The sequence below is a fragment of the Polaribacter sp. Z014 genome, from assembly GCF_023555435.1.
Taxonomy (GTDB): domain Bacteria; phylum Bacteroidota; class Bacteroidia; order Flavobacteriales; family Flavobacteriaceae; genus Polaribacter.
On the sequence record NZ_JALCZP010000020.1, the window covers coordinates 38,997 to 51,774 of the forward strand.

At 30.8% G+C, this 12,778-nt stretch carries 13 protein-coding genes and 1 tRNA gene; 9 read left to right on the forward strand and 5 right to left on the reverse strand.

Annotation, left to right across the window (positions count from 1 at the left end; all coding sequences use genetic code 11):
* Positions 1-84: 84 nt before the first annotated feature.
* Positions 85-160, reverse strand: a tRNA-His gene (locus MPF19_RS15940).
* Positions 161-214: 54 nt separating this feature from the next.
* A complete protein-coding gene (bshB1, locus tag MPF19_RS15945) occupies positions 215-931 on the reverse strand; it encodes a bacillithiol biosynthesis deacetylase BshB1 (protein WP_203394600.1) in 717 nt (238 codons plus the stop codon).
* A gap of 384 nt (positions 932-1,315) precedes the next feature.
* Between bshB1 and pckA the strand changes: the two genes are divergently transcribed.
* Positions 1,316-2,926, forward strand: coding sequence for a phosphoenolpyruvate carboxykinase (ATP) (pckA, locus tag MPF19_RS15950; RefSeq protein WP_249989217.1), 1,611 nt, complete (start codon positions 1,316-1,318; stop codon positions 2,924-2,926).
* A gap of 36 nt (positions 2,927-2,962) precedes the next feature.
* Here the strand turns inward: pckA and MPF19_RS15955 are convergent, their stop codons facing one another.
* A complete protein-coding gene (locus MPF19_RS15955) occupies positions 2,963-4,120 on the reverse strand; it encodes a trans-sulfuration enzyme family protein (protein WP_249989219.1) in 1,158 nt (385 codons plus the stop codon).
* A gap of 72 nt (positions 4,121-4,192) precedes the next feature.
* Here MPF19_RS15955 and MPF19_RS15960 point away from each other — a divergent pair, with 72 nt between their 5' ends.
* The 4 genes from MPF19_RS15960 to MPF19_RS15975 all read left to right on the forward strand — a co-directional run bounded on the left by MPF19_RS15960 (position 4,193) and on the right by MPF19_RS15975 (position 7,330).
* Positions 4,193-4,891 (forward strand): Rossmann-like and DUF2520 domain-containing protein, encoded by a 699-nt coding sequence (locus MPF19_RS15960; protein ID WP_249989223.1) that lies wholly within the window; start codon positions 4,193-4,195, stop codon positions 4,889-4,891.
* A gap of 61 nt (positions 4,892-4,952) precedes the next feature.
* Positions 4,953-5,480 (forward strand): KdsC family phosphatase, encoded by a 528-nt coding sequence (locus tag MPF19_RS15965; RefSeq protein WP_249989224.1) that lies wholly within the window; start codon positions 4,953-4,955, stop codon positions 5,478-5,480.
* A gap of 91 nt (positions 5,481-5,571) precedes the next feature.
* Positions 5,572-6,000: a DUF2147 domain-containing protein gene (locus MPF19_RS15970; RefSeq protein WP_203394595.1), complete on the forward strand. Its 429-nt coding sequence runs from the start codon at positions 5,572-5,574 to the stop codon at positions 5,998-6,000.
* A gap of 97 nt (positions 6,001-6,097) precedes the next feature.
* Positions 6,098-7,330: an ATP-binding cassette domain-containing protein gene (locus MPF19_RS15975; protein WP_249989232.1), complete on the forward strand. Its 1,233-nt coding sequence runs from the start codon at positions 6,098-6,100 to the stop codon at positions 7,328-7,330.
* A gap of 75 nt (positions 7,331-7,405) precedes the next feature.
* Here the strand turns inward: MPF19_RS15975 and MPF19_RS15980 are convergent, their stop codons facing one another.
* Entirely contained in the window at positions 7,406-8,047 is a 642-nt protein-coding gene (locus MPF19_RS15980) for a protein-L-isoaspartate(D-aspartate) O-methyltransferase (RefSeq protein ID WP_249989234.1), read from the reverse strand.
* 211 nt (positions 8,048-8,258) lie between these two features.
* Between MPF19_RS15980 and MPF19_RS15985 the strand changes: the two genes are divergently transcribed.
* The 3 genes from MPF19_RS15985 (at position 8,259) to MPF19_RS15995 (ending at position 11,062) form a co-directional block, all read left to right on the forward strand.
* The gene (locus MPF19_RS15985) at positions 8,259-9,218 is read left to right on the forward strand and encodes a Gfo/Idh/MocA family oxidoreductase (protein WP_203394592.1); all 960 of its coding nucleotides are present in this window, start codon (positions 8,259-8,261) and stop codon (positions 9,216-9,218) included.
* A gap of 277 nt (positions 9,219-9,495) precedes the next feature.
* Entirely contained in the window at positions 9,496-10,383 is an 888-nt protein-coding gene (locus MPF19_RS15990) for a 3-hydroxybutyryl-CoA dehydrogenase (RefSeq protein WP_249989236.1), read from the forward strand.
* Between the two features lie 34 nt (positions 10,384-10,417).
* On the forward strand, positions 10,418-11,062 hold the full coding sequence (locus MPF19_RS15995; RefSeq protein WP_249989238.1) for an acyloxyacyl hydrolase: 645 nt from the start codon (positions 10,418-10,420) through the stop codon (positions 11,060-11,062).
* Positions 11,063-11,188: 126 nt separating this feature from the next.
* Here MPF19_RS15995 and MPF19_RS16000 read toward each other — a convergent pair whose 3' ends face one another.
* Positions 11,189-11,662, reverse strand: a complete 474-nt coding sequence (locus MPF19_RS16000; RefSeq protein ID WP_203394590.1) for a Dps family protein — start codon at positions 11,660-11,662, stop codon at positions 11,189-11,191.
* Between the two features lie 105 nt (positions 11,663-11,767).
* Between MPF19_RS16000 and MPF19_RS16005 the strand changes: the two genes are divergently transcribed.
* The gene (locus tag MPF19_RS16005; protein WP_249989239.1) at positions 11,768-12,709 is read left to right on the forward strand and encodes a hydrogen peroxide-inducible genes activator; all 942 of its coding nucleotides are present in this window, start codon (positions 11,768-11,770) and stop codon (positions 12,707-12,709) included.
* Positions 12,710-12,778 lie beyond the last annotated feature (69 nt).

Consider the following 12,778-nt stretch of genomic DNA (forward strand, 5'->3'; position numbering starts at 1 on the left):
AAATAAATCACGTTAAAAATATGCTTAATTTAAAAAAGTATGGAAACAAAAAAAGCTTCTTATCTCTAAGAAGCTTTGTTTTTTGGGTGGAAGACGGGACTCGAACCCGCGACACTCGGTACCACAAACCGATACTCTAACCAACTGAGCTACAACCACCATATAATTGCGGGTGCAAATATAAAACTTTTTTCCGCTTCTAAAAAAGAAAATATTAAATTAATTTACTTAAATTTTCTACAGCCACGTAACGCTCTGTGGTAAAGCCTTCTGCAGATGCTACACCAATCAATCTTCCTAAATCTTTTGCTCTATAATCTACACTATCTGTAAAATTCTTACTTGTAATAGGTGTTTCTGGCTCATTACTAGCAGGATCATAGAACTGGGAAGCGTATGCTAACACCGATTTCTTTTTAAGATCCATAAATCCTGTAACATCAATTACAAAGTCTGGCACTATATTTTTCCATTGTATATAATGATAGACCAACTTTGGTCTCCACTTTTCTTGCAACTCCCCTTCTACTTCTGTCTCTATTTTTAATAACCCACTTAAAAAACATGCATCAGACACTAGACTACTTCCTTTAGGATGATCAATATGCCGATCGTCTACAGCATTACATAACACAATTTCTGGCTGATACTTACGTATCATTTTTATGACCTCTAATTGATGCTTTTTATCATTCACAAAAAAGCCATCTGCAAATCGAAGATTTTCTCTTACAGAAACCCCTAAAATTTGAGCTGAATTTGCTGCTTCAATATCGCGTAAATCAGCAGAACCTCGAGTACCTAATTCGCCTCTCGTTAGATCTACAATACCTACCTTTTTTCCTAAGGAAATTTCCTTTGCAATTGTGCCTCCACAACCTAATTCTACATCATCTGGATGGGCTCCAAAAGCCAAAATATCTAGTTTCATTATAATGTACGCATTTAATATATGTTATTTTTTTATCAGTTTTTATCATAAAAACCATTCTATTGCCCTAAAAAAAGACAACAAATTCGTCGTTTTACTAATTATTCTTTAATAAAACCATAAATTGAATCATCAAAAATAATCATTTTTTAAAGAAACATAATAAGAAATTATTTCTATTACGTTTTCGTATTTAATTTTATATAAAATTGACTTCTTTTTGTTGGGATTATCATAAAATTTTACTGTTCGTTACGGGTATGATATATGTCATATATCAACCTGTATAATGTGAGTAATTTTACAATATCAAAAAACAATAATATAAACGTCAAATATTTGACCATTATAATAATCATTAATTAATAACTATATAATTAAATTATGGAAACCAAAAGAAACATGGAAACCTACGGATTAAAAAACGTAACAGTAAATTGGAACTTACCTACTGAAGAACTTCAAAAAATTACTATTGAAAAAGGTATGGGTAGAGAAACCAAAAATGGAACTTTAGCTGTAAACACTGGTAAATTTACTGGTAGATCTCCTCAAGATAGATTTATAGTTAAAGATGATTATACAGCAGACAAAGTTTGGTGGGGAAAAACCAACAAACCTGTTTCTCAAGAAAATTTCGATAAATTAAAAAAGAACGTTACAGATTATTTATCTAATAAAGAAATATACGCTAAAGATGGTTATGTATGTGCAGACCCAACTTACAGAACAAATATTAGAACCGTAGCAGAATACCCATGGTCTATTTCTTTTGTTTACAATATGTTCTTAAGACCTACTGATGAAGAATTAGCTAATTTTGATGAAGACTGGTTAGTATTATGTGCTCCTGGTTATATTTGTGATGACCCAAAAGCATACGGAATCCGTCAAGGAAATTTCTCTATCATTAACTTTACAGATAAAATTGCTTTAATTGGTGGTTCTGGTTATACAGGAGAAATTAAAAAAGGTATATTTTCTGCATTAAATTTAATTTTACCAGTAGAAAAAGATGTTTTACCAATGCACTGTTCTGCAAATGTTGGTGAAGATGGAGATACAGCAATTTTCTTCGGATTATCTGGAACAGGAAAAACAACTTTATCTGCAGATCCTTCAAGAAAATTAATTGGTGATGATGAACATGGTTGGACTAAAGACAACAACATTTTTAACTTTGAAGGTGGATGTTATGCTAAAGTAATTGACTTATCAGAAGAAAAAGAACCAGATATTTTTAGAGCTATTAAGCCAGGTGCTTTATTAGAAAATGTAGTATTTAAAGAAGATGGAGAAGTAGATTATATGGATGGTTCTATTACACAAAACACACGTGTAAGTTACCCAATTTATAACATAGATAATATTGCAGTACCATCATACGCAAACAACCCTAAAAATATTTTCTTTTTAACTGCTGATGCTTTTGGTGTATTGCCTCCGGTTTCTAAATTAACTCCTGGACAAGCTGCATACCACTTTATCTCTGGATATACTGCAAAAGTAGCAGGAACAGAAGCAGGAATTACAGAGCCTGTACCATCTTTCTCTGCTTGTTTTGGTGAACCTTTTATGCCATTACACCCAACAAAATATGCTGAAATGTTAAGTAAAAAAATGACTGAAGCAGGTGTAAACGTTTGGTTGATTAACACAGGTTGGTCTGGAGGTCCTTACGGAACTGGTTCTCGTATTAAATTAAAATACACAAGAGCAATGATTGGAGAAATCTTAAAAGGAAGTTTAGATAATATCGAATTTGAACAACACCCTATTTTCGGATTATTTATGCCAAAATATTGTCCTAATGTTCCTACAGAAATGTTAAACCCAATGAATACTTGGATAAACAAAGGAGCTTATATTAGTAAAGCAATTCACTTAGCACATTTCTTCCACTTAAACTTCGAGAAATTTGCGAATGAAGCATCAGAACAAATCATTGAAGGTGGACCGTTAATTGACGAACACCACCAATTAGATCACATGTAAAATTCTAACAAATTTTCATTTTAAAAAGCAAAGAGTTTAACTCTTTGCTTTTTTTATTGCTTGTAATATATCTTCAATTAAGTCTTCTGATTCTTCAATACCTACAGAAAAACGAATTAATCCATCCTTAATTCCTCTTGCCAATCGTTCTTCCTCACTTAATAAAGCGTGTGTGGTTTGTGCTGGACTAACAGTTGTACTTTCTAAACCTGCTAAACTCATAGCCGGTTTTATCAATTGTAAATGATTCTGAAATTTCATAGCATCAATTCCTTCTTTTAACTCAAAAGATAGCATTGCACCAAAACCTTTCATTTGTTTTTTAGCCAACGCATACTGCGGATGACTTTTTAACCCAGGATAATACACGGTATCAATATCTGAATTACTTTCTAAAAATTCTGCCATTTTTTGCGCATTTTTAGTTTGTTCTTTTACACGTAAATTCAAGGTTTTTAAACTTCTTTCTAACAACCAAACGGTTTGATCACTTAAATTCCCTCCAAAATTGATAGCAGTTTTCCATATTTGCTCAATATGTTCTTTAGTTGCTGCAATGGCACCTGCAGAAATATCTGAATGTCCTCCCATATATTTAGTGGCAGAATGCAACATAATATCAATTCCGAAATCTATAGGATTCTGATTAATAGGCGATGCAAACGTATTGTCTATCATGGTTAAAATTCCGTTTTCTTTTGACAAATCAGCAATTGCTTTCATATCCGTAATACCTAATAACGGATTAGAAGGTGTTTCTATATATAAAACCTTCGTATTTTCTTTGATTAAAGGTTTAAAATCTGCTACTTTATCAGATTCTGTAAATGAATATTCTATTCCATATTTATCAAATTCTGATACAATAAAATTATAGGTTCCGCCATAAATTACTTGCTGCACAACTACATGATCTCCTTTTTGTAAAAAAGCAAATAAAGCGGCAGAAATAGCTGCCATGCCAGAACCAAAAATTAAAGCATCTTCCGTTTTCTCTAAAGCTGCAATCTTCTTGTGCAACATTTCTTGATTCGGTGTATTAAAATAACGCGGATATCGTTTCACATCAACGCCATCAAAAGCATAAGAAGTTGAAGGATAAATAGGAGAAACCGCTCCTTTATATTGTTCGTCTTTAACTTCGCCAACATGAACGCAGGTAGTATTTATTCCAAATTTCTTCGATTCTTTCATTTCTTTCGTTTTATGCTTGCTAATTTAATAAATCCTTGTACAATCCACTAAAAAAATTAATATCTTCGTTTTATGATATCAATACTACTTGTTGGAAATGGAAATGTTGCCACGCATTTATATACTGCTTTTTCAAAAGCTGATAGTATTGCAATTACACAAATTAGTTCTAGAAATTTAGAAAAAATTCCAAGTGCAGATCTTACAATTATTGCTGTTTCAGATGATGCAATTGCTGAAGTTTCTTCTAAAATCAACAATAAGTTTGTGGTTCACACCTCCGGTGGATGTGGTATTAGCGAGTTAAAAAACAAAAATAACAAAGGAGTTTTTTACATGTTACAAACTTTTTCAAAGGGAAAAGACTTCAATTTTAATGAAGTTCCTTTTTGCTTAGAAGCTACCACTAAAAAAGACCAACAATTACTTAGTGAAGTTGCAAAAGCAATAGGGCAAAAAATTTATACTATAAATTCTGAACAAAGAAAAGCATTGCATGTTGCAGCCGTCTTTGTAAACAACTTCACCAACCACCTTTATAAAATTGGAAACGATATTTGTATAGAACATAAAGTACCTTTTGAAGTTTTATTACCATTAATTAAAGAAACTGCTTCTAAAATAGCATCTTTATCCCCAGAAAAAGCACAAACAGGACCTGCGGTAAGAAAAGATAAAAAAACAATAAAAAATCATTTAGATTTGTTGGATACAAATCAACAAGAAATCTATCAACTTTTAACAAAATCAATTCAAAATTCGGTTGATTAAATTTATTTTAAACAAACAATACCACTTCTAACAACGTGTAGAAGTTTTAGAAAATATAAATATGGAAATTAGTTACAAACAATTATTACCACAAATAAATACCTTAATTTTTGATGTAGATGGTGTACTTACCAACGGAATGGTTACGATTATGCCTGACGGAGAATTAGTAAGACACATGAATATTAAAGATGGATACGCTTTAAAAACTGCCGTTGATAAAGGTTTAAATGTTTGTATTATTTCTGGAGGAAAAAACGAAGGAGTAAGAACACGTTTGGCTAACTTAGGAATAAAAGACATCTATTTAGGCGCTCATGATAAAATTAAACAATACAACGAATTGGTAGAGAAATACAATTTAAAACCAGAAAACGTGTTGTATATGGGAGATGATATTCCAGATTATCCTGTAATGAAATTAGTAGGAATGCCTTGTTGCCCAAATGATGCAGCACCAGAAATACAAGGTATCTCTAAATATATTTCTTATAAAAAAGGTGGCGAAGGCTGCGTAAGAGATGTAATTGAACAAATATTACGTGTTCAAGGAAAATGGGAAAATAACTTTAGTGCAAAATATGATTAAATGTTTATTCACTTCATTTAAAATTATATTTTAAAAACCAATTAAATAATTAAGACCTCTCTTATCGATGTCTTTATAAATCAAAAAAAACATGAAAAAATCACTTTTTACATTCGCACTTTTAATACTTGCAGTAACAGTAAATGCACAATCAATTTTAGGAAATTGGAAAACAGTAGATGATGAAACTGGCGAAACCAAATCGATAGTGAACCTATATGAAGAAAACGGTAAAGTTTACGGTAAAGTTGTTAAAGTACTTAATAAAGATCGTCAAGATGCTGTTTGTGATAAATGTGAGGGAGATAAGAAAGATAAGCTTATCTTAGGTATGATAATTATTGAAGGTATGAAAAAGAAAGGTGATGAATATAAAGGAGGTACAATTTTAGACCCTCAAAAAGGAAAAGAATATGGCTGTAAAATTTGGTTAGATGAAGACAACGCTAACAAGTTGAACGTACGAGGTTATATTGCCTTTTTATTTCGCACACAAAACTGGTATCGTGCAGTTGAATAGTTTTTCAATCTAATATAAATATTGCATTTAGTAAAAGCACAAACTAAAAGTACTTAGTTATATACATGTTACTTTAGTAAAAAAATAAGAAATCATTATGGAGAATATCCATTTTACAATTGAAAATAAAAGTCTTTCTTCTAAAAGTTCTTTGGTAGAAAACATTTTAAAAGGAATACATAGTTTCCCTAATTTAAAAAACAAAAAAGGACTTTTATTTTCACATTCTATTTTAGATAGATTTATAGACGAAGAAGCAAAACACAACACACAAACCTTAACAAGCAAAGAAAATAGAAGTATTAGAACCTTGTCTAGTGGAGAGCAAAAAAAGGCTTTGCTCAACTATTTGCTGCAACAAAAACCAGAATTTTTAATTTTAGACAGTCCGTTTGAAAGCTTAGACATTGCTTCTGTTTCTAATTTAAAAGAAGATCTTATTGCGTTATCCTCAGAAATTATTTTAATTCAGCTTTTTAATAGAAAAGAAGAAATTTTGCCAATAATAACACATGTTTTAGAAATTGAAAATGATGAGATTATTGAGAATGTTCCTATAGAAAAATACACATTTAAAGAGACTAACTTTAACTTTAAAGGAGAAGTTCCTAAACCGATTACATTCTACAAAAATATACCAAACCAACTTATAACCTTACAAAATGTAAATGTTGAATATGATGATAGATGTATTTTAAAAAACATTAATTGGACAATCAATAAAAATGAATTTTGGCATTTAATTGGCCCTAATGGATCTGGAAAAACTACTATTTTATCCATGATTTACGGGAATAATGTAAAAGCTTTTAGACAAGAAGTCTATTTGTTTGGTAAGAAAAAAGGATCTGGAGAAAGTGTTTGGGAAATAAAAGAAAAAATAGGGTATTTTAGTCCTGCTATTTTAGAATTATTTAAACGAAGAATTACGGTTGCACAAATGGTGCTTTCAGGTTTTTATGATAGCGTAGGCTTATACCAAACACCAACTACTCTTCAAATTAAAACAGCAGATGATTGGCTTGAATTATTAAATTTAAAAAGCAAAAGTAACACTTCTTTTCAAGACCTAACTGCCGCAACTCAAAGGTTGGTTTTAATAGCAAGAGCTATGATAAAGCATCCGCCATTATTAATTTTAGATGAACCACTCATTAATTTAGACAACCAAGGAACTGCAATTGTGGTTGCTTTAATTAATAAAATTGTAAAAGAAAGTGACACCACTATCCTTTTTGTTTCTCATAGAGAAGTAGAAAACTTAAATCCTAATTTTATTTATGAACTAACACCTACAGAAAAAGGTTCACTTGGAAACATCAAGCACTAAAAATAAGGATTTAAACAAAACTTAAACCTTTAAAACATCCAACTTTGAACTTTCAAACCTTTAAAACTTGAAACACTAATTTTTTTCTTCTAACATGGGTACAAAAGCAAAATCTCCTAATTCATGTTTTTCGAATTCTGTAGCAGATTTTCTAATAAACAACGTCATTATTTGTGTTTTGTCTCCAACCGGAATCAACAACCTACCTCCTACTTTTAATTGAGATAATAACGGTTTAGGTACAAAAGGAGCTCCTGCGGTTACGATAATTTTATCGAAAGGTGCCTGTTCTTTTAATCCTATATATCCATCTCCAAAAATAAATCTTTTGGGTTTATACCCCAGTTTTGGTAAAAAAAGAGAGGTTTTTTTAAACAACTCTCGTTGTCTTTCTATCGAGTACACTTCTGCCTTTAATTCTAATAAAACAGCCGTTTGATACCCAGAACCTGTGCCAATTTCTAATACTTTATCACCAGGCTTTACCTCTAAAGTTTGAGACTGAAAAGCCACAGTGTAAGGCATAGAAATAGTTTGATCTGCTGCAATAGGAAAAGCTTTGTCTTGATAGGCATGAGACTCAAAACTACTATCAATAAATAGGTGTCGCGGAATTCTACGTACTGCATTCAATACATTTTCATCGATAATCCCTTTTGCTTTTAATACTTTAGCTAACTGGTTTCTAAGTCCTTGGTGTTTAGAAGTGTCTTTCAAATTTTATAAATTTCTGGACTCTAAAAATAGTAATTAATCTATATACATAAGCATAAAATTGTATCTTTGTTTTTGGCTGATTTTTAAAGTCAGAAAAACGAAACTAATGTCTTTATAATGAACGTTTCTGCTACAACGCAAGAAATCATAAAATAACCGATTCACTAAAAGGTTTGTTTTACTTTGTTCAGAAAGACTTAAAACATTTTATATGCTTAAAGTAGGAGTATTAGGTGCTGGCCACTTAGGAAAAATTCATTTACGATTATTACAACAATCAGACAAATACAACTTAGTTGGTTTTTACGATCCCTCTAAGGAAAACGCAAAAAATGTTGCCGAAGAATTTGGTTATACCTCTTTTGATTCTGTAAAGGAATTAATACATGCTGTTGAAGTTATAGATATTGTAACACCTACTTTATCTCATTTTGATTGCGCTAAATTAGCCATCGAAAGAGGACGTCATATTTTTATTGAGAAACCAATTACTAAAACCGTTTTAGAAGCAGAAGCTTTAAAAACATTGGCTAGTCAATTTCATGTTTTAGGACAAGTTGGGCATGTAGAACGCTTTAACCCTGCTTTTACAGCTGTTAAAGATAAAATAGAAAACCCAATGTTTATCGAATGCCATCGTTTGGCAGAATTTAACCCAAGAGGTACAGATGTACCTGTAGTGTTAGATTTGATGATTCATGATATTGATATTATTCTTTCTGTTGTAAAATCTCAAGTTAAAAATGTTCATGCAAGTGGTGTTGCTGTTATTTCTGATACTCCTGATATTGCAAATGCAAGAATTGAGTTTGAAAACGGTTGTGTCGCTAATTTAACTGCTAGTAGAATTTCTATGAAAAACATGCGTAAATCTCGCTTTTTTCAAAAGGATGCCTATATTTCTGTTAATTTTTTAAGCAAGGAATCTGAAGTTGTTAGAATGAAAGACGTCCCTGCAAATCCTGATGAGTTTGCAATGATTTTACAAAATGCTGAAGGTGTTAAAAAACAGATTTACTTTGAAAATCCTGAAGTAGAAAATAACAATGCTATTTTAGACGAATTAGAGTCTTTTGCGCATTCAATTAAAAACAACACATCTCCAGTAGTAAGTTTAAGACAAGGTACGGAAGCGCTAAAAGTAGCACAAATGATTATTGATTGTTTTTAATCGAAGAGTGATAACCAAGTGTTTTATTCTATCCAATTTTGGCTTAATATAAAAATATTTATATAAGAAGCATACCTTGTTCCTTTTGGAGTTAGATTGTCGATTTAAAAAGAACAAGGCACTTATTTTCACTTTTAAAAGAGTGAATATTTTTTGAATAAATAGTGAGGTTTGTAAATAATTGCGTTAGGGATAGAGCGGTTTGTTTGAGCTCTTTTGAGGTACGAAAAAAGCGAGTAGCGAAAGCCCGTTAAAACGCCCAAATAAAATAGAATACATGAAAAATATAGCTATTATTGGTGCTGGAACCATGGGAAATGGAATTGCACATACCTTTGCTCAGTTTAATTATAAGGTAAGTTTAATAGACATTTCTGAAGCTTCTTTAGAAAAAGGAATGAACACCATTGCTAGAAATCTAGATAGAATGGTGGCCAAAGAAAAAATTTCTGAAGCAGATAAAACCAAGACTTTAAATAACATTAGCACGTTTACCTCTATTAAGGAAGGGGTTAAAGACGCACATTTAGTTGTGGAAGCTGCCACCGAAAACGCTGTTTTAAAAGGGAAAATTTTTAAAGAATTAGACAAAGTTTGTAATGAAAACACCGTTTTAGCAACCAATACTTCTTCTATTTCTATAACTCAAATTGCTGCTGCAACTAGTAGACCCGATAAGGTTATTGGAATGCATTTTATGAATCCAGTACCTATTATGAAATTAGTAGAGATTATTAGAGGTTACAATACTTCTAATGAGGTAATGGAAACCATTGTTGCGCTTTCTAAAAAGGTTGGTAAAATTCCGGTGGAAGTAAATGATTATCCTGGTTTTGTGGCTAACAGAATTTTAATGCCCATGATTAACGAATCTATAGAAACTTTGTATAATAATGTTGCTGGTGTAGAAGAAATAGATACCGTAATGAAACTTGGTATGGCACACCCAATGGGGCCTTTACAATTGGCAGATTTTATTGGTTTAGATGTTTGTTTGTCTATTATGAATGTTTTATACGATGGTTTTAAAAACCCTAAATATGCTCCTTGTCCATTATTAGTAAACATGGTTATGGCTGGTAAATTAGGCATAAAATCTGGCGAAGGTTTTTATGATTACTCTACAAGTAGAAAGGCAGAAAAAGTAGCTAAAATGTTTTCTTAATCTCCCTTAATTAAGAGCCGTAATTTTTAAATAAATGTCTAAAAAACAAATTCTATTTTTTTTAATTTTAGCCCTCACCTATACTTTAAATGCTCAAGAAAAGAAAAAAGGGATTCTAAATATTAAAAAAGTTGGTTTTCTTTACAATAATGTAAATGCTAAAAACTTTGTTTTTGAAGATAAGGATTACACGTACTCCTCAAACATACTGAAACTACAAGCTTTTTACGACTTAGGTAAATGGAAATCCTTTGATATAGAACTCATCGTTCAACCAGAAATACAGGTTATAAAACACCAATTATTAAATGAGCAATTTGTTTTGCCTTCAGAAAATAATTATCAAGATTTAAGATTAGAATTTACAACACCTAAAACCATGCATTTATATGCTTTTGAACTAGGTTTTGCTCTGAAGAGAGAAATTATTAAAAACTTAGACTTTAAAGCCACCATTGGTTTAGGGTTAGCAACTATAGACACTAGAACAGAACGATTGGCAAAAGGATTTACTTTTATAGAAAACGGATCTTTGGGTTTTTCTTATAAAACTAGTAAAAAGACATCCCTGTATTTAGGAAGTAATATAGGACATGTTTCTAACTTTGATACTAAAACACCCAATAATGGTTATAGTTTTCTTGGCTTAGAAATTGGCGTTTATTATTTACTTAAATAAAAACTATATTTAAAATAAAATTCCTATTAGATCTAAATTTTATTTTAAGATCTTAATAGGAATTTATTATTTTAGTAATAAGATGCTGAACCAAGTTCAACGTGATACGTTTCTATTTTTTTTTAATTATTTACCCAACCAAGAATTTAACATCCAAATTGTTTTTTCTTGCTCTGCAATAAAATCACTCATCATAGAATTGGTACCTTCATCATTTGCTTCATCTGAAGAGTCTAATATACTTCTTTCAATTTTTAATAATTCAGAAAGTGAGGTTACAACCAACTCCACTGCTTCTACATCATTAGAAATATTTTTTCCTACAGGTACTATTGCTAAATTAATATAATCTGTAAAAGTATGCAAAGGCTTGCCTTGTAAGGTTAAAATACGTTCTGCAATGTCATCTATCTTTACTTGAGAATCTGTATAAAACTCCTCAAACTTAACATGTAATTGAAAAAAATTTTTCCCTTTAATATTCCAGTGTAGACCTCTTAAACTTTGATAATAAATTTGAAAATTTGCTAATAAACCATTTAATTCATCGACTAAATTAGCTGTTTCTTTTTTGTCTAATCCTAATATTGTTTTGTTCATTTTGTAATATTTTTTATTGATACACAAATTTAAGAAAAATTTAAGCTCATAAAGTATAATTATAATTGATAGTTTTAATATCTTTATCAAAAAATTTGATACACAATGACCATTACCCAATTAAAATACGTTTTATCTGTTGCAGAATACCAGAATTTCACGGTTGCTGCAGAGCATAGCTTTGTTACTCAACCTACATTGAGTATGCAAATTCAAAAATTGGAAGACGAATTAGGTGTTAAGATATTTAACCGTTCTAAAAAGCCAATTGAATTAACAGAAGTAGGAAAAAAAATAGTAGAACAAGCAAAAGTTATCGTAGATGAAAGTAATAGAATTTTAGACATTGTTCATCAACAAAAAGGATATATAGGTGGTGAATTTAAACTAGGGATTATTCCTACAGTTATGCCCACTTTATTACCGATGTTTCTACAAAATTTCACTAAAAAATATCCGAAAGTAAAGTTAATTATCGAAGAATTAACTACCGAAGAAATTATAAGAAAATTAACTGACGGTCATATAGATGCAGGTCTTGCTGCAACTCCTTTAGAAAATGAAGCGATAAAAGAAAGACCTTTATATTATGAACCTTTTGTTGGTTTAATTCCTCAAAACCATAGACTATCTAAAAACAAAACCATCACTGCTGAGGAGTTAGAAATGGAAGATATTCTGTTATTAGAGGATGGGCATTGTTTTAAAGACAGCGTTATTAATTTATGTAGCACTCGTAAAGTAGATAATAAAAAAGGGTTTCAATTAGAAAGTGGAAGTTTTGATACTTTAATAAAACTGTCTAAAGAAGGTTTGGGAATGACGTTGCTACCTTATTTACATACTTTAGATTTAAATGATGCCGATAAAAGCCATTTACGTGAATTTACAAATCCTCCACCAGCAAGAGAAGTGAGTTTAATTTATCATAAATCACAATTAAAAATGCAATTGATTGAAGCCTTAAAGAAAACGATAGATGGTGTTGTTAGAGGTGCTATTTCTTTTTCTGATGTTAAAATTATTAGCCCTTTACAGAAAAAATAAAAAGACACGTGTTTCACAGATTACACATAATATTTATGGCATCAAAGACACTCTTTCATCCCATTCAAT

Bases quoted from the DNA above. Each gene is read 5' to 3' on its own strand.
- MPF19_RS15955 (WP_249989219.1), bottom strand. From the start codon at position 4,120: ATGAAAGAATCGAAGAAATTTGGAATAAATACTACCTGCGTTCATGTT.
- MPF19_RS15960 (WP_249989223.1), top strand. From the start codon at position 4,193: ATGATATCAATACTACTTGTTGGAAATGGAAATGTTGCCACGCATTTA.
- MPF19_RS15985 (WP_203394592.1), top strand. From the start codon at position 8,259: ATGCTTAAAGTAGGAGTATTAGGTGCTGGCCACTTAGGAAAAATTCAT.
- MPF19_RS16000 (WP_203394590.1), bottom strand. From the start codon at position 11,662: ATGAACAAAACAATATTAGGATTAGACAAAAAAGAAACAGCTAATTTA.
- MPF19_RS15970 (WP_203394595.1), top strand. From the start codon at position 5,572: ATGAAAAAATCACTTTTTACATTCGCACTTTTAATACTTGCAGTAACA.
- MPF19_RS16005 (WP_249989239.1), top strand. From the start codon at position 11,768: ATGACCATTACCCAATTAAAATACGTTTTATCTGTTGCAGAATACCAG.
- MPF19_RS15990 (WP_249989236.1), top strand. From the start codon at position 9,496: ATGAAAAATATAGCTATTATTGGTGCTGGAACCATGGGAAATGGAATT.
- bshB1 (WP_203394600.1), bottom strand. From the start codon at position 931: ATGAAACTAGATATTTTGGCTTTTGGAGCCCATCCAGATGATGTAGAA.
- MPF19_RS15995 (WP_249989238.1), top strand. From the start codon at position 10,418: ATGTCTAAAAAACAAATTCTATTTTTTTTAATTTTAGCCCTCACCTAT.
- pckA (WP_249989217.1), top strand. From the start codon at position 1,316: ATGGAAACCAAAAGAAACATGGAAACCTACGGATTAAAAAACGTAACA.
- MPF19_RS15965 (WP_249989224.1), top strand. From the start codon at position 4,953: ATGGAAATTAGTTACAAACAATTATTACCACAAATAAATACCTTAATT.
- MPF19_RS15975 (WP_249989232.1), top strand. From the start codon at position 6,098: ATGGAGAATATCCATTTTACAATTGAAAATAAAAGTCTTTCTTCTAAA.